Origin of the sequence: Burkholderia sp. BCC1977 (genome assembly GCF_905339595.1) — a bacterium.
Classification (GTDB): Bacteria; Pseudomonadota; Gammaproteobacteria; order Burkholderiales; family Burkholderiaceae; genus Burkholderia.
In genome coordinates, this window is sequence record NZ_CAJPGQ010000009.1 from 97,974 (window position 1) to 116,062 (window position 18,089).

Consider the following 18,089-nt stretch of genomic DNA (forward strand, 5'->3'; position numbering starts at 1 on the left):
TGCCCGCGAAGATAATCCGCTCGTTCAGCGCACGGCCGGCAGCTTCAGCATCGTATCGGTCATCACGTCGGCCAGCTTCAGCGCCGACATCGGCCCGCCGAACCCCCAGATGTTCCGCTCGATGAGCGCGATCCGGTGCTCGCGCAGCGCGGGCACGAAACGCCACACCGGCGAATCGAGTTTCGACGACAGCGGCACGTCCATCCCCGTCGCGGTGACGAACAGCACGGCGAGATCGCGTTGCCGCAGCAAATCGGCGGACGTCACGTAAAGCGTGCCTTCCCGCGTCGGCTTCTTCGGCCACGGATCGAGCCCGAGCGCGCGCGCGAGGCCCGCCGACGTGCTGTTGCCGGTATAGGCCCAGTAGCGGTCGGGCAGCCCGAGATCCTGCAGCAGTGCGATGCGTTCGCCGGCGCGTCCGGCCGCCTTGAGCCGCGAAGCATTGCGCGCGATCCCCGCGTCGAGTTGCGCGTCGACCGCCTTCGCGCGCGCCTCGCGTCCGGTTACGGTACCGATCGTCAGGAAGATCTGCCGCATCCAGTCGAGTTGCGTGACGGGCACGCCGTCTTCCGACACGTTCGGGCTGAACTGGAACAGGATCGTCGGCGCGATCCGGTCGAGCGCGGCGAAGATCGGTGCGTGCCGGAAGCCGACGCCGATGATGAGATCGGGCTTGACCGCGGCGATCGCCTCGAGCCCCGGCTCCTGCCGCGAGCCGATGTCGGTCACGTGCGCGAGCCGGTCGCTCTCGTAGCCGAGCCAGCCCGGGTAGAACGCGGTATCGGCCATGCCGACCGGCACGAGGTCGAGCGCGATCACGCTTTCCGCGAACATGAAGTCGAGCGCGACCACGCGCCGCGGCCGCACGGGCATCGTCGTGCTCGCCTGCGATACGACGGGATTGCCGGCGAGCGCGCGGCCCGGTTGCACGGCCGTGCCGCCCTGCCCGCCGCGCGCGTCGTCGGCGAGCGCGACGGCCGGCGCGACCAGCGCGCCGCAGTACGCGGCGCCGAGCGCGGCCAGTGCGCCGAGCACATGACGGCGGCCGGCATGCGTCACCGGATCGCGTCCTGCTCGGCCAGCGCCGCGTCGTCCATCGTCAATAGCAGGGGGCAGCTTCCACACAGTTGCGTCTCTCCAGGAATTTCATAGCGCAGGCAGCACACGCGGCGCGCGCGAAACGGCGTCGGCAACAGCGGCGAGCGCGGCACGGCATCGCGTACCGGCAAGCGCAGCGGATTCGGTTCGCCATCGACGCAGGACGCGCCGAATAGCCAATCCGCATCGCGAACGGGATCGGCCGCGCACGGCAGCGAGCGGCAGGTATCGAACAGATAGTCGAGCAGGTTGCCCGCGTTGCTCCAGAGCACGCGTGGCGTGACGCGGCCCATCGCCGCGAGCAGGTCGATCACCGCGCCGAGATGCGCGACGAGCCCCGCATAGCGCGGCGCGGGTGCGTCGCACGGTGCGCCGAGCGCGTCCGGCGCAAAATACAGCGCGGCCGGCATCCCGTCGTCGAGTGCGACGAAGGTGCGTTCCGGCGCCATGTCGAGCGGCCGGCCGAGCGTCAGCGCGGCGACCACGCTGGCGGGCGCCGCGCGGCCGAAGTAGTACTTGCTCCATTGCGACATCAGCGCGCGCGCATGCTGCGCCGGATCGCCGCCGTAGTGGGCGACCATCGCGTCGAGCATGGCCGCGCGATGATCGGGCAGCGCGCTGACCGGCACGACGACCCGGCCCGGCGCGTGCGTGTCGTCGGGCATGCCCAGCCACACGACGTCGAGATGCACGAAAAACGGCTCGGGCGCGAACGTCGAGAAGCGCGTGGCGCATGCGCCGTCGAGCGCCGGCGTCATCGCCCCGCGCGCCGGGCGCGGCGCCCCTCGAGGATCAGCAGTCCGAGCAGATACGGTGCGCCGATCAGCGCGGTCAGCACGCCGGCCGGCACTTCGCGCGGCGCGACGACCGTGCGGGCGGCCAGATCGGCCAGGCCGAGGATCAGCGCGCCGCATGCGGCCGCGAGCCACAGCCGCGTGCGATGCCGGCGCGCGCCGAGCATGGTCGCGACGTGCGGCGCCATCAGTCCGATGAAGCCGACCGGCCCGACCGCCGCGACGGCCGCGCAGGCGGCGAGCGTCGCGATCGTCAGCGCGAGCGGCCGCAGCGCGGCGACCGGCAGGCCGAGCGCGGCCGCCTGGTCGTCGCCGAGCGCGAGCATGTCGAGCGGCCGCGCGAGCCATGCGAATACCGGCACCGCGAGCACGCACCACGGCAGCAACATCGACACCTCGCCCCAGCCGCGGCCGTAGGTGCCGCCGACGAGCCACACGACGAAGCGCGCGGGCTGCACGCTTTGCTGCGTGATCAGCCATTGCGCGAGCGTGGTCCACAGTGCGCCGATCGCGATGCCGGTCAGCGCGACCGCGAGCGGGGCATAGCGATGCCGATGGTTCAGCGCGAGCGTGATCGCGAGCGACAGCGCACCGCCGATCAAGGCGGCCGCCGCGAGCGTCACGTGCCCCATCAGCGGCCACGTCGACAACGCGAACAGCGTGACGAGCCCCGCGCCCTGCGTGACGCCGAGCACTTCGGGGCCGGCGAGCGGATTGCGCACGACGCTCTGCATCGCGACCCCGCTCACCGCCAGCAGCGCACCCGCGAGGAGCGCGCACAGCAGCCGCGGCATGCGCAGGTCGATCAGCATGCGCGCGACGGCATCGTGACCCGACAGCGCGGCGGACCAGCGCGCGGGCGACAGCCATTCCGGGCCGGCCGACACGCCGACGCACACGACGAGCACACCGGCCGCGACGAACAGCGCGACGCGCAGCGGCCAGCCGAGCCGCTCGAGCCGCTCGAGCCAGCCGACCGCGCGCGTCGCACCGCCGCCGGTCGCGCGTTCGGCTTGCGCGTGCAGCACGCCCGACCACGCGGCGCCGCGCCGGATCATCGCGAGCATCAGCGGCGTGCCGACGAGCGCGATCGCGACGCCGGTCGACAGCGTCGCGTCGAGGCCCGACGCGAGCACCGCGCTGTCGGTGACGAGCACCAGCACACCGCCCGCGAGCGCCGACAGCGGCACCAGCACGCCGAGCCGGGCCGCGCGTGCGCCGCGCACCTGGCGCAGCAGGTTCGGCGCGACGAGCCCGACATACGACAGCGGGCCCGCGATGCTGACGGCCACGCTCGTGAACGCGACCGCGACGACCGTCGCGGCGAGCCGCGTCGCGTCGACGCGCACGCCGGCCGCGGCCGCCGCCTCGTCGCCGAGCGCGAGCGGATTCAGCGGCCGGATCACGAACGGGAGTGCCAGCAGCGGCAGGACGAGCCAGCGCGCGGCGAGCGCGAGCCCGGTCGCGCCCGGCTGGTAGAGACTGCCGTTGGTCCACAGCGCGGCGCCCGCGATGTTCTGCTCGAAGAACGCGAGCACGAGTGTCGACAGTGCCGCGAACAGCAGCATGCAGACGCTGCCCGCGAGCACGAGCCGCAGCGGCGTCGCGCGCCAGCCGCCGGCCGCGACGATCGCGCACGCGGCGGCGATCAGCCCGCAGACGAACAGCAGCGGCACCGACGCGACACCGGCGAGCGCCGGCACCAGCATCGCCGCGAGCAGGCCGAGCTGGGCGCCGCCTGTCACGCCGAGCAGGTCGGGCGACGCGAGCGGGTTGCGCGTGAGCGCCTGGAACAGCGCACCGGCGATGCCGAGGCAGCCACCCGCGACGAGCGCGGCCGCGACGCGCGGCAGGTTGAGATCGAACAGGAACACGCCCGCGAGCGCGGCAGCGTCGCTGCCCGGCACGGCGTTCCACCACACGCGCAGGTCCGGTGCGACGCGCAGCGCCGCCAGCCCGGCGATCAGCGCGACGAGGCCGAGCGCGAGCGCGCCGGCACGGCGGCCGGCTGCCGCGCCCTGCCCGCGCGCCGCGAGCCGCTTGCGCATCGCGAACGTCGTCATACGGCGATGTCCGGGTGAACGGCGGGGTCGACGGCGCGATCGAACGCGTGCGGCATGCCGGATGCCGGCAGCCCGTAGGCCGGCACGCACATCGGCGCGCCCGTCTGCGGATGCGCGAGCTTCAGCATGTCGACGCCGAACGCCGCGCGCAGCCGCGCCGGCTCCAGCATCGCGTCCGGCGAGCCCTGCGCGACGAGGCGGCCGGCACGCATCAGCACGATGTCGTCGCTGTACGCAGCCGCCTGGTTCAGGTCGTGCAACACCCACACGATCGTCAGCCCGCGCGCGCGATTCAGCGCGCGCAGCGCGTCGAGGATGTCGAGCTGGTGATGGATGTCGAGATAGGTCGTGGGCTCGTCGAGCAGCACGATCGGCGCCTGCTGCGCGAGCGCCATCGCGATCCACGCGCGCTGCCGCTCGCCGCCCGACAGTGCGCCGACGTCACGCTCGGCGTCGCCGGCGAGGCCGCTCGTGTCGAGCGCCTCGTCGATCGCCGCATGATCGGCGCGCGACAGCCCGCGCAGGAAGCCGCCGTATGCGTAGCGCCCGTACGCGACGAGTTCGCGCACGGTCAGTCCCGACGGAATCTGGTTGAACTGCGCGAGCATCGTGAGTTCGCGCGCGAGCGCGCGACGGCGAAACGACGCGAGCGGCCTGCCGTTCACGTCGACCTGGCCCGCACGCGCGGGCTGCAGGCCCGCGAGCGTGCGCAGCAGCGTGCTCTTGCCGCAGCCGTTGGGCCCGCACAGCGCCGTGACGCGGCCGGCCGCGATCGACAGGTCCAGCCCGTCGATCACGACATGGTCGCGATAACCCACCATCAGCCCGCGCGCGGCAAGCGCGGCGGTACTACGCGTCATCGGTCCTCCGTTCGGTCGCGCGCGGGACCGTGTAACTCTGCGCCATCGCGACGACCACCTTGCGCGGCCCCTCGAACGGGTCGCGTGCGTGCGCGGTCAGCATGTTGTCGAGCATCAGCACGTCACCCGTCCGCCACGGGAACACGATGCGCTGGCGGTCGAGCACGCCGCGGATCTCCGCGAGCGCGTCGGCCTCGAGCGGCTCGCCGTCGCCGTAGTACACGTTGCGCGGCACGTTCTCGAGCCCGACCGCGTCGACGAGCGCTTCCTGCATGTCGTCGTCGAGCGCGGACAGGTGAAACAGGTTCGCCTGGTTGAACCACACGCGGTCGCCGGTGCGCGGATGGCGTGCGACGGCCTGGCAGCGTTCGCGCGTACGCAACAGCAGTTCGCCGTCGTCGTCGGTGCGCCATGCGCATTCGATCCCGCGCGCCGCGCACATCCGCTCGACCTCGGCCGGCTCGTCGGTGCCGAACGACTGCTGCCACGGCAGGTCGAGCCCCTGGCCGAAATTGCGCACGTACAGCAGCTCGCGCTGCTCGAAGCGCGCGACCAGCGCCGGATCGAGCGCGCGATAGACGGCGCGGCTGTCCGCGATCGGCGTCGCCCCGCCCTTCGGCGCCGCGAGCGCGCAATGGAACCAGATCCGCAGCGGCCACTCGCGTGTGTACGACTGCTCGTTGTGCAGCGGAATCGCGCGGTGCGGCGGGTATTCGGTCGACGTGTAGACGGCGCCCTCGACCTGGCTGCGCGGCGTCGACGCGTATTCATAGCCGATCAGCGGATCGCCGAACGACGCCGCGAACTGCTGGAACGCATCGATCGACGGCACGTGAAAGCCCGTGAACAGCACACCGCCCGCCCGTTCGAGCGTGTCGGCCGCGATCGCATGCGCGAGCGGCGCGACCTCGTCGATCGACATGCCGTCGGCGCCGCGCGGCGACACGACGGTGGGCAGCCCCGGCTCGATACGCAGGTCGTCGAGCGTCGGCAACGAAAGCAGGGTCATGCAACGTCCTCTTCAGGTGGCGCGCCGCAAACGCGGCGCTGCGGGTCACGACGCGCGCGTCGCGCGTTCGCCGTCCATCGCGCGGCGCAGGCTCGCGGGGCGCATGTCGGTCCAGACGGTCTCGATGTGCGCGAGGCAATCGGCCTTCGGGCCGCGCACGCCGATCTCGCGCCAGCCGGCCGGCACGGGCCGGAACGTCGGCCAGATCGAATACTGTTCTTCGTCGTTGATGACGACCGTGTAGACGAGGTCGTCGGAGTCGGCGGAAGGCGTCGTGGCTTGCGTCATGATCGAAAAAAAGAAGCGGGAGACGGTTGAAGGATGCGAAGCGGCAAGTGATCGGATCGTCGAATCGGCCGCTCCTGTCTTGAAGACGATTGGCCGGCGCGATTTTTTACCGCCGCCGCGCACGGCCGCCGAGAAACACCGGGCACGCGACGCCGCGATGGCATGCGTCGAGACATTCCGCGCAGTGCCGCTCCGCGTCGCGCACCATGAAATGCACGAGTGTTTGCGACACGTTCAGCGCGCGCGCCGCGGTCTGCAGCGTCTCCTCGCGCAGCCGCACCATCTCGAACGCCGCGCGGCTGCGCGCCGGCAGGTCGTCGAGCGCGGCCCACACGCGGCGCAGCGTGTCGCGCGTCATCAGCGCGGCCTCGGGCGTCGGTTCCGGCGACGGCACGTCGAAGCCGTCGTCCTCTTCCGTGTGATAGACGTTCTCGAGGCTTTGCCGGCGGCACGCGTCGATCGACGCGTTGCGCACCATCCGCGTCACGTACGCGACCGGCTGGCGCACGTCGTCCTGGTTCGGGAATTCGACGAGCTTCACGAACACGTCGTGCACGACGTCCTCGGCCCGGCTCGCACAGCCGACGAAGCCGCGCGCGACGTTGACGAGCATCGTGCGATGGGAAATCAGCACGTCGAGCAGCGCGCCCTGCGCTCGCTGCTCCGCGGCACGACGCGCACGCGGCGCGGGGCGCGACGGCAGGTCCGGATAACTGCCGAGGAACGGGTTCGCCGTTGCCGCTGCCGGTCGTTCGAGCACTTCAGCCATTGCCATCGATCTGCTCCGCCGAATTCTGAGATAGCGCAATTTAACGTAAACGCAAATCATTCTCAATTCGATTATCGGATACCCCTTCCGTTTGTCAGGATTTGTCTGATCAATTGACGGAATCGGCGTGTTGACGGACGCGATGGCGGTCATGGACTCGCGGCGCGCGGAATGCTTTCAGCGCGAAAGGAAGTGGCCCGATACCGGAAACGGCCCGCGACCCATGGCGGGCGCCACCCTGTCGGGCGCGCGGCGAATTCGCACGACGCACGGCGCCGGCATGACGCCGACACGAGCTTTCACCCGCCTGACGAAACGCGTACCGCCGTCATTTGCCGTAGCCACTTCTTGCCACGTGAAATTTTGGGGGCTCGTACGATCGACTTGCTGTTTCCAAGGGGGAACGACATGAAATCCATCGCGTTATCCGCCGTCATGGTCGGCGCGCTGTCGAGCGCGATGCTGACCGGCTGCGTCGCGTATCCCGGCCCGGCCGAGGTAACGATCGGCTGGCATGGCGATCGTTACCGGGAGCGCCACGACTGGGGAGCGCGGCGTCCCCGTGGTGATGACGCGCGCCGGGACGACCGTCGCGACGATCGCCGTGAAGATCGTCGTGATGACCAGCGGCCGCAGTGGTAGAGCCTTCCCCTCCCGCGACCCGATACCGAACGACATGACGTCGACATGAAGACGCGGCTGAAAACCCAGACCGCGGCCGCCGTTGCCGCCGCCGTGCTCGTGCCGGCCATCGCGGAAGCGCATCCGCACCGCGTGTGCCACGTCGAGCATCACCATCACAAGGGGTGCCGCTGGGTGCGTTGAGCCTCGCGCAGCGCGTTTGAAAAAAGCGCCGGCCGGCGCTTTTTTCATGAAGTGCGCGCGGACGTCAGTAGATGAACAACCGGATTGTCGCCGTGCCGTTGAACGGACCGATCTTCGGCGGCCCGAACGCCTTCAGCACCGCGTCGAGCGTCACGCTCTCGTAGTTCACGTTGCCCGGCATCTGGGCGAGCACGAACTGCTGGTTGAACGGGATCGCCGTGCCGTTGCGGTCCTCGATGCCGATGCCGAAATTGCTCTTCGGGTCCGGCACGAGCAGCCCGTTCTGCACGGTCTGCGAGGTCTCGAAGTAGCCGTCCACACGCACCGGCACGCTGCATTGCTTGGTCAGCGCGAGACTGAACGGCCTGCGCGGCACCGCGGGCGAGAAGCCGTTACCCGTCGCCTGGACCTGACCGAACTTCACGATGCCCGGCTCGGGCGTGACCTTCACGTCGACCATGCACGGCGTCGGCTTCAGGTTCTGCAGGCCGCTCAGCTTGTAGCGGAAACTCCCCTTGCTGTTCAGCCCGCGCTCGCCGTCGAACTGGAACACCGCGTAGATGTCCGACGGCGGCCGCACCCACGTCCCCTTCTTGCGCACGACCACTTGATACGTAATGCTGATGGGCCATTTCGGGCACATCCCGGCATTGACCTGCCGGTCGGTCATCTCGCAGATCTTCACGTAGCGGTGCGTGCCGATGCCGTTGCCCGGCTGGCTGCTGCGCCCGTAGTAGTCGGTGCCCTCGAAGCGAATGCCGATTTCGAGCCCCCACGCGGCCGGGTTCTGCCGCTCCGGGTTCGCGTAGAAGTAGATCTGCTCGGGGAAGTCCTGCAGCCCGCCGATGTCCTTGTAGCAATAGCCGGTCGTCGTGCGCGGCGGCGATACCCAGATCACGTAGCCGTCCGGCGCGTCGGTCGGATAGGACGCGACGTTGCCGATCGATTCGGTCAGCGCCATCCCCCCGTTGTCCGCGATGCATTTGAGCGCCCAGGCCGGCTGTGCCAGCGCGACGAACAGCGCGAGCACGCTCCACCGGAGCCATGCAGGCAGCCGCGCCGCGATTGCGTTGCGTCGGGCGCCGCTCATTGCTTCACGCTCTTGCACGCACCCGCGTCGCACGCATACTCGACCGCCACCTGGCCGCCGTAATCGTCGATATGCGTGACGAACAGCGTCGCCGGCGTCGCGGCCTTGAACGGCACGTCGGCCGTGCTCATCGGGCTCACCATCACCGGCTCGATCGGCACCGGCATCTTCTGCGCGCCTGCCGTCACCTCGACCACCGTCACGTGGTACGGCGTCGGGTTGTCGAACACGAGCTTGTGCGCGGCCGGGTCCACCCGCAGCGTCATCGGCAGCGTCCAGTCCTCGTCGCGTGCGGGCTGCACGGCCTTCGGCCGGTAGAACAGTTTCATTTGCGTATGCAGCGCGATCTGCAGCGTGTTCGGCGTATCGGACTTCGGCGGCACTTCGCGGATGTTCAGGTAGAACACCGATTCGCGATCGGTCGGCAGCGTGGTGCCGGGCAGCTTGGCGATCCGCAGCACGTTGCGCTCGTTCGCCTCGATGCGCTGCAGCGGCGGCACGACCATCAGCGGCGACGTGATCTTGTTGCCCTTCGCGTCCTCGAGCCACGACTGCACGAGATACGGATACGTCGTGCTCTTGTTCGTGATCGTGACGATCGCGGCCTGTTCGCCTTCGTTGAAGATCACGCGCGTGCGGTCCGGCACGATCGCCGCGTGCGCGACACCGGCGAGCAGCGTCATGGCGGCTGCGAGCACGCCCGATGCGCGTTTCAGGAAGGAAAGGGAGAAAGCAGGGTTCATCGCGGGATCCGTGAAATCATCGTTCGTTCCGGCCGGCCGCTGCGTGCGACTCGCCGGGCGTCTGGCACGTCACCGGAATCGGCGTGCCTTCGAGTTGGAGCTGGTTCGGCAGCACGTCCACCGTGCAGAGCGTGCGTTCGCCCGCGCGCACCGCGAGCGCGGATTTCGGCTGGACCTGGGTCAGGAACGCGGCGCCGCCCTCTCCGACAATGCCGAGCTCCTTGCCGTTCGCCGCGTCCTGCACCGACGCACCGAACGGCAGCGGCTTGCCGTCAGCGTCGGTCAGCGTCAGGTACAGGTTGCTGCCGCGCGCCGCCGAAAACTTGACGAAGCCGATCGCGCCGTCGGTCAGCACCATGCGCTGGATCGGGTTCGACACCTGCACTTCGAGCGGCAGCTTCTCGACGTTGACGGTCGCGTCGTACACGTTGTACGGCGAGATCCCGTCGAGCACCGCATAGCCGCGCGAGTCGGTGTGCGTGAGCGTGCCGGACAGCGGCACGTCGCGCACGCCGTCGGTCGACACCAGCAGGCGCGTATCGCCGGCGTTGCCGTTCGCGTGCGCGGCCAGCCCGTACTGCGTCGCGACGAGCGAGCCGTCGACCTCGAGCGACGCGGCCGCATACGCGTTCGCGACCGTCGACGCCTGTGCGGTCAGCTGGTACGTCGACGTGCGCTGGCGGAAGCTCGCGTTCGCCGATGCGCGGCCGTCGATCGCGCCCGCGTTGACCTGGTAGGTGCGGCCGTCCGGATCGTCATGGATATAGCCAGCGTTCACGCTCGTGCTGCCGTTGCCCGTCGTCAGGTTCGACGTGACGGTGTGACGGCCGCCGATCGGCAGCGTCGCGGTCACCGAGAACTGGTTGCCGCTCGCGCCCGCGCTTTGCGTACGGAACGCCGACATGCTGACGTTCAGGTTGCGCAGCGCACCGATCGAGAACGCGCGCGTCAGCGTGAGGCCGATGCGCTGCTCGGACGACCGCGCCCAGTAAGTCGTCTGGTCGTACGAAAAGTAGGTCGACGTATCGCCGAAGCGCTTCGACATCGTCGCCGAGTAGCGCTGCTTGCTGTTGGCGAGGCCGTACGCTGTCGGGTCGCCGGAGAACTGCGCGAAGTTCGTGTATTCGCGTTCCGAAAAGCGATAGCCGAAGAAGCGCACGTCGGCATCGAGCGTGTCGAAATGCTTCGAATAGTTGATGCGGTACGAGTTGCCGTTGCGCGTCGCGCCGTTCCACCACAGGTGCGCGCGCGCATGCGTGACGTCGGCCGACACCGCCCCGAACGTGCCGAAGTCGCGGCCGACGCCGAGCGCGATCGACGTATAGCCCGACGCGGCGATGAAGCCGCCGTAGAGGGTGAAGTCGAGCGGCAGGCCGTAGGCGGCCTCGCCGAACCCGAAGAACGGCGTGATGCCCGTGCTGCCGAACAGGCGCGGCTTGCCGATCGCGGCCTTGTAGCGCAGCTGCCCCGTGCGCGCGAGGAACGGCACGGCTGCCGTCGTCACCTGGAAGCGCTGCACGCTGCCGTCCTCTTCCTGGACGGCCACGTCGAGCGTGCCCTGCACGCTCGTGTTGATGTTCTGCAGCGCGAATGCGCCCGGCGACACGCGCGTCACGTACAGCACGCGGCCCGCCTGCGACACGGTCACGGTCGCGTTGGTGCGCGCGACGCCCGAGATCAGCGGCGCATAGCCGCGCAGCGACGGCGGCAGCATGCGGTCGTCGCTGCGGATCGACGCGCCGGTCAGCGCGAACGTGTCGAAAATGTCCGACGTCAGATAGTCGTCGCCGAACGTCACCGTCGACTGGATCGACGGCAGCGCGCGAAATGCGTACAGCCGGCTGAAGCGGAAGGTGCGATCCGCGTACGCGCTGCTACCCGCGTTCGACTGCGCCTGGTAGTCGCCGCGAAAGCGCCACGCGTCCCAGTTCGCGCCGATCGTCCCGTAGGCCTGGATCGAATTCGTCTGCTCGCCGCCCGAACCGAAGTTGCGGTTCGTGTTCGCGATCACGCGATAGTCGAGCATCGCGCCCGGAATCCCGTCGGACCAGCGCGCCGGCGGCAGGTAGTTCGAATCGGTGAATTCGAGCGCGGCCTGCGGAATCGTGATCTTGAGGCGACCGTCGCTCTTCAGGTAACGCACGGTTGCACCCTCGATCGCGCCGAGATCGACGCAGCGACCACCCTGGAAGCGCGGCAGATCCTTCGCGAGCGACGGCTTCAGCCCGAACTGCGCGACGAGTTCCGGGGGCAGGCACGGCTTGCCTGCGCCGGATGCGTCGAGCGCGATGAACTGGATCGCCTGCAGCCCGTAGAACAGGTCGTTGACCTGCACGTCGAGCATGTATTCGCCCGGCAGCGTGAAGTCGGCCTGCGAGAACTGCGACAGGTCGACGTTGTTCGAGCCGTCGATGTCGAGGAACGACGAATTGAATTCCGTCGCATGGCTCTGGCTGCCGACCACCAGCACGGAGACGCAAAGGAAGGAATGTCTGATTCGCACGCGGCGCTACCGGAAGTCCGAGGAAAAGCTGGGCAGGAGGAAAGAAAGGAGAAAGGGTGCGCGCACCCCTCCTCCGTGACGGCCGCTTACTGGTAGCGAACCGTGAAGTTCGCGACGCCGTCGGCCGTACCCGGCGTCACGTCGGCTGCCGTCGCTTCGTAGCGTGCGGCGAAGCGCACGGTGTTGTTGCCGTTTTGCAGCAGCGTTGCGGCGGCCTGTTCGACGCCGTTGTCGAGGTCTTCGCCCGTTGCGCCCTGTACGCGGATGCCGACGTTGGTTGCCGAGCCGATCGTGGCGAGCAGCTTCGGCTGGGCCGCGTTCGACGTACCCGTGAACGTGAAGAACGCGTTCTTCGAGATGCTGGTGTCGCAGTCGGTCAGGACGATGTCGAACTTGACCGGCTCGGACTTGTCACCGGCCTTCTTGAACGTGTGGGTCGGCACCTTGCCGAGGTTCACGGTCTGGTTGACCGAACCCGAATCGATGCCGCATGCGCCCGCGACGATCTCGCCCGTGAAGTTGATCGTGCCGGTGCCTGCTGCGAAGGCCGAGGTGGACAGGGCTGCAAGTGCGACAGCGGCCAGGAGGGATTTTTTCATGACGTTTTCCGTGAGAATTGCAAAGGAGATGGACGACGTGGCGGATACAAAAGGCAGCGTGTGGTTGGCTCCCGTCCGTCACGAGGCGGCATTATCGAGATAGGAATGAAAGAATTCTGTAAAGCATTGTTAAATCGTCCATGACAATCTTCGCTTCACATACTTTCAAACACACTCTTTCCTTTTGATTTTCAATCCGGATATTTTCGTCCGCAGTCCTTTTTTATCTCCCGGAACCGGCTGATATTTAAAGAAATTTTCAATTCCTGATTGAATCCACCCCGCTTCTCCTTGCTGGATATGGCTTTGCCGTATCACTGGCACCAGATGACAAAATTCTGTCCAATCCTGCCATCGTTGTCCGACCGCAACAAAAGCATTCGTCTATTTTCAACTGAGAGGAAATTAACGCGTGATTTATGACGCCCCGGATTTATTGCGCAAACGATTGCGCGTTCCGTACAAACGTTTTACCGCGACACTTTGTCGCCCGCTATTATTCGCAATACGGGAATTAATCGAATCGTCAATCCCGGATTAAAGGCCGCGTGTAATGCCGCGCGCCGCCACGGCATTCGACACACCGTTGCGACGACGCGCACGCGACGTTTCGGCGGATGGAATGAAATCGAAAAGGAGGAAATCCGGCACGATCGAGCGCCGGGATGCGTGTCGAATCGAAGGCGCCCCTTCAGCTCGACAGCCTGGAGAAAAACGTGGACGACGACGCGCGGATGCGCGCATCGTCGATCCCTGCCGGTGCCCCGACAGACGCAATGCCGCCCCGGGCAGCGGCGGCGCATTGCAACATGCCGATACGCCATCGCCGCCCGTCACGGCTACCGGATCACGCGGCAGCCTCCGCTGACGCTGCCGGCGCCCACCCGCCGCCCAGCGCGCGATACAGCGCAATCGCATTCGCGAGCCTGAGTTCCTTGAGCCGGATCAGCTCCTGCCCCGACTCGTACGTGCTGCGCTGCGCGTCGAGCAGTTCGAGATACGTCGCGACGCCGCCCGCATAGCGGCGCTCGGCGAGCTTCAGCCGCGCGCCGTCGGCCGCATGAACGTCCTGCTGAGCGGCAAGCTGGCGGTCGATCCAGTCGCGCGCGGCGAACGCGTCGGCCACTTCGCGGAACGCGGTCTGCACGGTCTTCTCGTATTCGGCGACCGCGATGTGCTTGCGCGCGTTCGCGACGTCGAGATTCGCGCGATTGCGGCCGCCCGCGAAAAGCGGCAGCGTGATGCGCGGCGCGAACGTCCACACGCTCGTGCCGCCCGCGAACAGGCTCGAGAACGCGTCGCTGACCGAGCCATAGTCGGTCGTCAGCGCGACGCGCGGGAAGAACGCCGCGCGTGCGGCGCCGATCTGCGCGTTCGCGGCCTTGAGCCGCGCTTCGGCCTGCCGGATGTCCGGCCGCCGTTCGAGCAGCGCGCTCGGCGCGCCGGGCGCCACCGGCGCGATCGCGAGCGTGTCGAGCGCGGTGCCGTCGGCCGGCACGTTGCGCGCGAAATCGCCGGCGAGCAATTGCAGCGCGCGTACCGACTGCGCGTGTTCGCGCTGCAGCGCGGCCTGCGACGCACGCGCGGACGCGACCAGCATCTCGGCCGAGCGCAGCTCGATCGCATCGCTCGTGCCGGCCGCGTAGCGGCGCTGCGTGAGTGCGGCGATGCGCCCGCGCGCGTCGAGCGTGCGCTGCGCCAGCGCCAGTTGCTCATGCAACGACCGTTCGGAAACGTACGCCGCGGCGACTTCGGCAATCACGCCGATGCGCACCGTGCGCTGCGCGTCGGCCGTCGCGAAATACTCGGCGAGCGCCGCATCGGACAGGTTGCGCACGCGGCCGAACAGGTCGAGTTCGTACGCGCTGATGCCGACGCCCGCGCGATACAGCCCGCTCACCGCGCTCTCGCGCACGACCGGGTCGTACTGGCGCGTGCGTTCGTAGCCGAGGTTCGCGTCGACCGACGGCATCAGGTCCGCACGTTGCACGCCGTACAGCGCGCGCGCTTCGTCGAGCCGGCCGGCCGCGATCCGCAGGTCGCGATTGTTCGCGAGCGCCGCGTCGATCCAGGCCTGCAGCGCCGGATCGGTGAAATACGCGCGCCAGTCGTCGAGCCGCGCGGCATCGGCAGGCGCCACGACCGACGCCGGCTCCGTGCTGCCGTCGACCGGCGTGTAGGTGGCCGGCACCGGCGCCGCCGGACGCTCGTAGCGCGGCGCGAGCGAGCAGCCCGCGAGCGCGAACGCGAGTGCAGCGGCCAGCGCGACCCGAGCCCGCGGCGTCGCGCGCGCCTTCAGGTGAAACGTCATTGCGAAGCCTCCATCGTCGCCGGCTGCGATCCGCCGCGCCGGCGCGGGCCGACGTCGAACAGGCGGCCAACGATCACGAAAAACAGCGGGACGAGAAACACCGCGAGCACCGTCGCCGTGATCACGCCGCCGAGCACGCCGGTGCCGATCGCCATCTGCGCGCCGGACGCGGCGCCCGACGCGAACGCGAGCGGCAGCACGCCGACGCCGAACGCGAGCGACGTCATCACGATCGGCCGCAACCGCAGGCGCGCGGCCTCGAGCGCGGCGTCGACGAGCGACATGCGCTGCGCGACCAGATCCTTCGCGACTTCGACGATCAGGATCGCGTTCTTCGCGGACAACCCGATCGTCGCGATCAGCCCCACCTTGAAATAGATGTCGTTCGGCATCGCGCGCAGCGTGACGCCGAGCACCGCGCCGATCACGCCGAGCGGGACCACCAGCATCACCGCGAACGGGATCGACCAGCTCTCGTACAGCGCCGCGAGCGCGAGGAACACGACGAGCACCGACAGCGCGAACAGCATCGGCGCCTGCGCGCCCGACAGCCGCTCCTCGAACGACTGCCCCGACCACGCGTGGCCGATACCGGCCGGCAGCTTCGCGGCGAGGCGCTCGAGCGCGGCCATCGCCTCGCCGCTGCTGTGCCCCGGCGCGGCCGAGCCGTTGATCGTGAACGACGGATAGCCGTTGTAGCGCGTGAGCTGCGGCGGCCCGAGCGTCCAGTGCAGCGTCGCGAACGCCGCGAGCGGCACCATCTCGCCGCGCGCGTTGCGCACGCGCAGCTTCTTCACGTCGTCCGGATCGAGCCGGTGCAGCCCGTCGGCCTGCACGATCACGCGGCGCACCTGCGTGCCGTGCATGAAGTCGCCGATATAGTCGGAGCCGAACATCACCGCGAGCGTCGTGTTGATCTCGTCCATCGACACGCCGAGCGCCGACGCCTTCGCGCGATCGATGTCGAGCTTCAGCTGCGGCGCGTCCTGCGTGCCGGCGAACATCAGGTCGGTGAGCGCCGGATCCTTGCCGCCCGCCGCGAGCAGCTGCTCGCGCGCGGCGCTGAACGCCGCATAGTCGAGCCCGCTGCGGTTCTGCAGCCGGAAGTCGAAGCCGCTCGTCGAGCCGAGATCGGGCAGCGCCGGCGAGTTCATCGCGAACACCGTGGTGTTCGCCGTGCCCGCGAAGCGCTCGTTGATGCGCGCGACGATCGCCTGCACGTGATCGCGCTCGGCCTTGCGCTCCTTCCAGTTCTTCAGCGTGACGAAGATCATCCCGCCGTTCGGCCCTTCGCCGTACAGGTTGAAGCCGCCAAGCGCGAACGTGTACGCGGCCGGCTCGTCGCGGCGGATATACGACTCGACCTCGCGCACGCTCTGCATCGTTTCCGCGAGCGGCGTGCCCTGCGGCCGGATCACCATCACCATGAAGTTGCCCTGGTCCTCGTCGGGCAGGAACGCGGTCGGCAGTTGCGTGAGCATCAGCGCGGCCGCCGCGGTCAGCGCGCCGTACACGACGAGCCAGCGCAGCGGCTTCTGCAGCATCGCGCCGACGCGCGTCGCATAGCGCTGCGTCGCACGTGCGACGAAGCGGTTGAACCAGCCGAAGAAGCCGCGCTTCTCGTGATGGTCGCCGGACACCGGCTTGAGCAGCGTCGCGCACAGCGCGGGCGTCAGCGACAGCGCGAGGAACGCGGAGAAGCCGATCGAGACCGCGAGCGCCAGCGCGAACTGCCGGTAGATGTTGCCCACCGCGCCGCCGAAGAACGCCATCGGCACGAACACCGACGTCAGCACGACCGTGATGCCGACGATCGCGCCGCTGATCTGCTTCATCGCCTTGACGGTCGCGTCGTAGGGCTCGAGCCCCTCCTCGACCATCAGCCGCTCGACGTTCTCGACGACGACGATCGCATCGTCGACGAGGATGCCGATCGCGAGCACCATCCCGAACATCGTCAGCACGTTGATCGAGAAGCCGGCCGCCTGCATCACGCCGAACGTGCCCGCGAGCGCGACCGGCACGACGAGCGTGGGAATCAGCGTCGCGCGCAGGTTCTGCATGAACAGGAACATCACGAGGAACACCAGCACGCCGGCCTCGATCAGCGTCGTGACGACCTTGTTCATCGACACGCGCACGAACGACGACGTCTCGTACGGGATCTGGTATTTCACGCCCGGCGGGAAATACGCGGACAGCGCGTCCATCGTCGCGCGCACGCGCTTTTCGGTCGCCACCGCGTTCGAGCCCGGCGCGAGCTTGATGCCCATGCCCGTGGCGACCTTGCCGTTCACGTACGACGGATAGTTGTAGTCGTTGCCGCCGAACTCGATGCGCGCGACGTCGCGCAGGTAGAGCGCGGCGCCGTCCGGTTGCGTGCGCAGCGCGATCGCGCCGAAGTCGGCCGGCGTCTTCAGCGGCGCATCGGCAAACACCGTCGCCGCGATCGGTGCGCTGTCCGGCACCGCGCTGCGGCCGATGTCGCCGACCGTCACGCGCGCGTTGTGCGCGCGCACGGCCGACGCGATGTCCGACGCGGTGAGGCCGTGCCCGGCCATCTTCACCGGGTCGGGCCAGATCCGCATCGCATATTCGGCGCCCCAGAACTGCACCTTGCCGACGCCGTCGACACGGCGCAGCGCCTGCACGACGTTCGCCGACGCGTATTCGCCGAGCTGCACGGCGCTCATCCGGCCGTCGTCCGACGTCAGCGACACGACGAGCTGGATGTTGTCCGCGGCCTTCTCGACCTGGATGCCGTCGCGCCGCACCGGTTCGGGCAGCCGCGCCTCGACCGTCTTCAGCCGGTTCTGCACTTCGACGGCCGCGAGATCGGCGTTGACGCCCTGCTTGAACGTCAGGTACAGCGACGCCATCCCGGCACTGCTCGTCGCGGACGTGTACAGCAGCCCCGGCGCGCCGTTCATTTCGCGCTCGATCAGCGCGGTCACCGATTCCTCGACGACCTGCGCGGACGCGCCCGGATACGTCGCATAGATGCTGACGACGGGCGGCGCGATGTCCGGGTACTGCGCAACCGGCAGCGCGCGAATCGCGAACGCGCCGCCGAGCATGATGAAGAGTGCGATCACCCACGCGAAGACGGGACGATCGATGAAGAAACGTGCCATGGT

Annotated in this window: 15 protein-coding genes; 2 read left to right on the forward strand and 13 right to left on the reverse strand. The window is 68.7% G+C overall.

Translation table 11 applies throughout. The annotated features are described in order from the left end of the window. Positions 1-24: 24 nt before the first annotated feature. From U5771_RS10470 to U5771_RS10500, 7 genes are all read right to left on the reverse strand, one after another. Entirely contained in the window at positions 25-1,059 is a 1,035-nt protein-coding gene (locus U5771_RS10470) for an iron-siderophore ABC transporter substrate-binding protein (protein ID WP_322023893.1), read from the reverse strand. Then, positions 1,056-1,856 (reverse strand): siderophore-iron reductase FhuF, encoded by an 801-nt coding sequence (gene fhuF / locus U5771_RS10475; protein ID WP_322023894.1) that lies wholly within the window; start codon positions 1,854-1,856, stop codon positions 1,056-1,058. The genes U5771_RS10470 and fhuF overlap by 4 nt, the downstream gene beginning before the upstream one ends. Continuing rightward, complete coding sequence (gene fhuB, locus U5771_RS10480; RefSeq protein WP_322023895.1) at positions 1,853-3,955, reverse strand: Fe(3+)-hydroxamate ABC transporter permease FhuB; 2,103 nt, start codon at positions 3,953-3,955, stop codon at positions 1,853-1,855. The genes fhuF and fhuB overlap by 4 nt, the downstream gene beginning before the upstream one ends. Continuing rightward, complete coding sequence (locus U5771_RS10485; RefSeq protein WP_322023896.1) at positions 3,952-4,815, reverse strand: ABC transporter ATP-binding protein; 864 nt, start codon at positions 4,813-4,815, stop codon at positions 3,952-3,954. Before U5771_RS10485 ends, fhuB begins: the two co-directional genes overlap by 4 nt. Continuing rightward, positions 4,805-5,824: a TauD/TfdA family dioxygenase gene (locus tag U5771_RS10490; RefSeq protein WP_322023897.1), complete on the reverse strand. Its 1,020-nt coding sequence runs from the start codon at positions 5,822-5,824 to the stop codon at positions 4,805-4,807. Before U5771_RS10490 ends, U5771_RS10485 begins: the two co-directional genes overlap by 11 nt. Positions 5,825-5,869: 45 nt before the next feature. Next, positions 5,870-6,112, reverse strand: coding sequence for an MbtH family protein (locus tag U5771_RS10495; protein ID WP_322023898.1), 243 nt, complete (start codon positions 6,110-6,112; stop codon positions 5,870-5,872). A gap of 106 nt (positions 6,113-6,218) precedes the next feature. Beyond that, positions 6,219-6,887 carry an RNA polymerase factor sigma-70 gene (locus U5771_RS10500; protein WP_322023899.1) on the reverse strand — a complete coding sequence of 223 codons (669 nt, stop codon included), beginning with the start codon at positions 6,885-6,887 and terminating at the stop codon, positions 6,219-6,221. A 402-nt stretch (positions 6,888-7,289) separates the two neighbouring features. Between U5771_RS10500 and U5771_RS10505 the strand changes: the two genes are divergently transcribed. Continuing rightward, positions 7,290-7,523, forward strand: coding sequence for a hypothetical protein (locus U5771_RS10505; RefSeq protein ID WP_322023900.1), 234 nt, complete (start codon positions 7,290-7,292; stop codon positions 7,521-7,523). Between the two features lie 45 nt (positions 7,524-7,568). Then, positions 7,569-7,706 carry an HHHH-motif protein gene (locus U5771_RS10510; protein WP_322023901.1) on the forward strand — a complete coding sequence of 46 codons (138 nt, stop codon included), beginning with the start codon at positions 7,569-7,571 and terminating at the stop codon, positions 7,704-7,706. Between the two features lie 64 nt (positions 7,707-7,770). Here the strand turns inward: U5771_RS10510 and U5771_RS10515 are convergent, their stop codons facing one another. The 6 genes from U5771_RS10515 to U5771_RS10540 form a co-directional block, all read right to left on the reverse strand. Further along, on the reverse strand, positions 7,771-8,796 hold the full coding sequence (locus U5771_RS10515; protein ID WP_322023902.1) for a fimbrial protein: 1,026 nt from the start codon (positions 8,794-8,796) through the stop codon (positions 7,771-7,773). Beyond that, positions 8,793-9,539: a molecular chaperone gene (locus U5771_RS10520; protein ID WP_415859398.1), complete on the reverse strand. Its 747-nt coding sequence runs from the start codon at positions 9,537-9,539 to the stop codon at positions 8,793-8,795. The genes U5771_RS10515 and U5771_RS10520 overlap by 4 nt, the downstream gene beginning before the upstream one ends. 16 nt (positions 9,540-9,555) lie before the next feature. Beyond that, positions 9,556-12,009 carry a fimbria/pilus outer membrane usher protein gene (locus U5771_RS10525; RefSeq protein WP_322023972.1) on the reverse strand — a complete coding sequence of 818 codons (2,454 nt, stop codon included), beginning with the start codon at positions 12,007-12,009 and terminating at the stop codon, positions 9,556-9,558. Positions 12,010-12,128: 119 nt separating this feature from the next. Continuing rightward, complete coding sequence (locus U5771_RS10530; protein ID WP_044843588.1) at positions 12,129-12,641, reverse strand: fimbrial protein; 513 nt, start codon at positions 12,639-12,641, stop codon at positions 12,129-12,131. Positions 12,642-13,488: 847 nt separating this feature from the next. Next, positions 13,489-14,952, reverse strand: coding sequence for an efflux transporter outer membrane subunit (locus tag U5771_RS10535; RefSeq protein WP_322023903.1), 1,464 nt, complete (start codon positions 14,950-14,952; stop codon positions 13,489-13,491). After that, a complete protein-coding gene (locus U5771_RS10540; RefSeq protein WP_322023904.1) occupies positions 14,949-18,086 on the reverse strand; it encodes a multidrug efflux RND transporter permease subunit in 3,138 nt (1,045 codons plus the stop codon). The genes U5771_RS10535 and U5771_RS10540 overlap by 4 nt, the downstream gene beginning before the upstream one ends. Positions 18,087-18,089 lie beyond the last annotated feature (3 nt).

Coding starts and splice junctions, on each gene's coding strand:
- U5771_RS10500 (WP_322023899.1), bottom strand. CDS start 6,887: ATGGCAATGGCTGAAGTGCTCGAACGACCGGCAGCGGCAACGGCGAAC.
- fhuF (WP_322023894.1), bottom strand. CDS start 1,856: ATGACGCCGGCGCTCGACGGCGCATGCGCCACGCGCTTCTCGACGTTC.
- U5771_RS10520 (WP_415859398.1), bottom strand. CDS start 9,539: ATGAACCCTGCTTTCTCCCTTTCCTTCCTGAAACGCGCATCGGGCGTG.
- U5771_RS10540 (WP_322023904.1), bottom strand. CDS start 18,086: ATGGCACGTTTCTTCATCGATCGTCCCGTCTTCGCGTGGGTGATCGCA.
- fhuB (WP_322023895.1), bottom strand. CDS start 3,955: ATGACGACGTTCGCGATGCGCAAGCGGCTCGCGGCGCGCGGGCAGGGC.
- U5771_RS10530 (WP_044843588.1), bottom strand. CDS start 12,641: ATGAAAAAATCCCTCCTGGCCGCTGTCGCACTTGCAGCCCTGTCCACC.
- U5771_RS10490 (WP_322023897.1), bottom strand. CDS start 5,824: ATGACCCTGCTTTCGTTGCCGACGCTCGACGACCTGCGTATCGAGCCG.
- U5771_RS10535 (WP_322023903.1), bottom strand. CDS start 14,952: ATGACGTTTCACCTGAAGGCGCGCGCGACGCCGCGGGCTCGGGTCGCG.
- U5771_RS10505 (WP_322023900.1), top strand. CDS start 7,290: ATGAAATCCATCGCGTTATCCGCCGTCATGGTCGGCGCGCTGTCGAGC.
- U5771_RS10515 (WP_322023902.1), bottom strand. CDS start 8,796: ATGAGCGGCGCCCGACGCAACGCAATCGCGGCGCGGCTGCCTGCATGG.
- U5771_RS10495 (WP_322023898.1), bottom strand. CDS start 6,112: ATGACGCAAGCCACGACGCCTTCCGCCGACTCCGACGACCTCGTCTAC.
- U5771_RS10510 (WP_322023901.1), top strand. CDS start 7,569: ATGAAGACGCGGCTGAAAACCCAGACCGCGGCCGCCGTTGCCGCCGCC.
- U5771_RS10485 (WP_322023896.1), bottom strand. CDS start 4,815: ATGACGCGTAGTACCGCCGCGCTTGCCGCGCGCGGGCTGATGGTGGGT.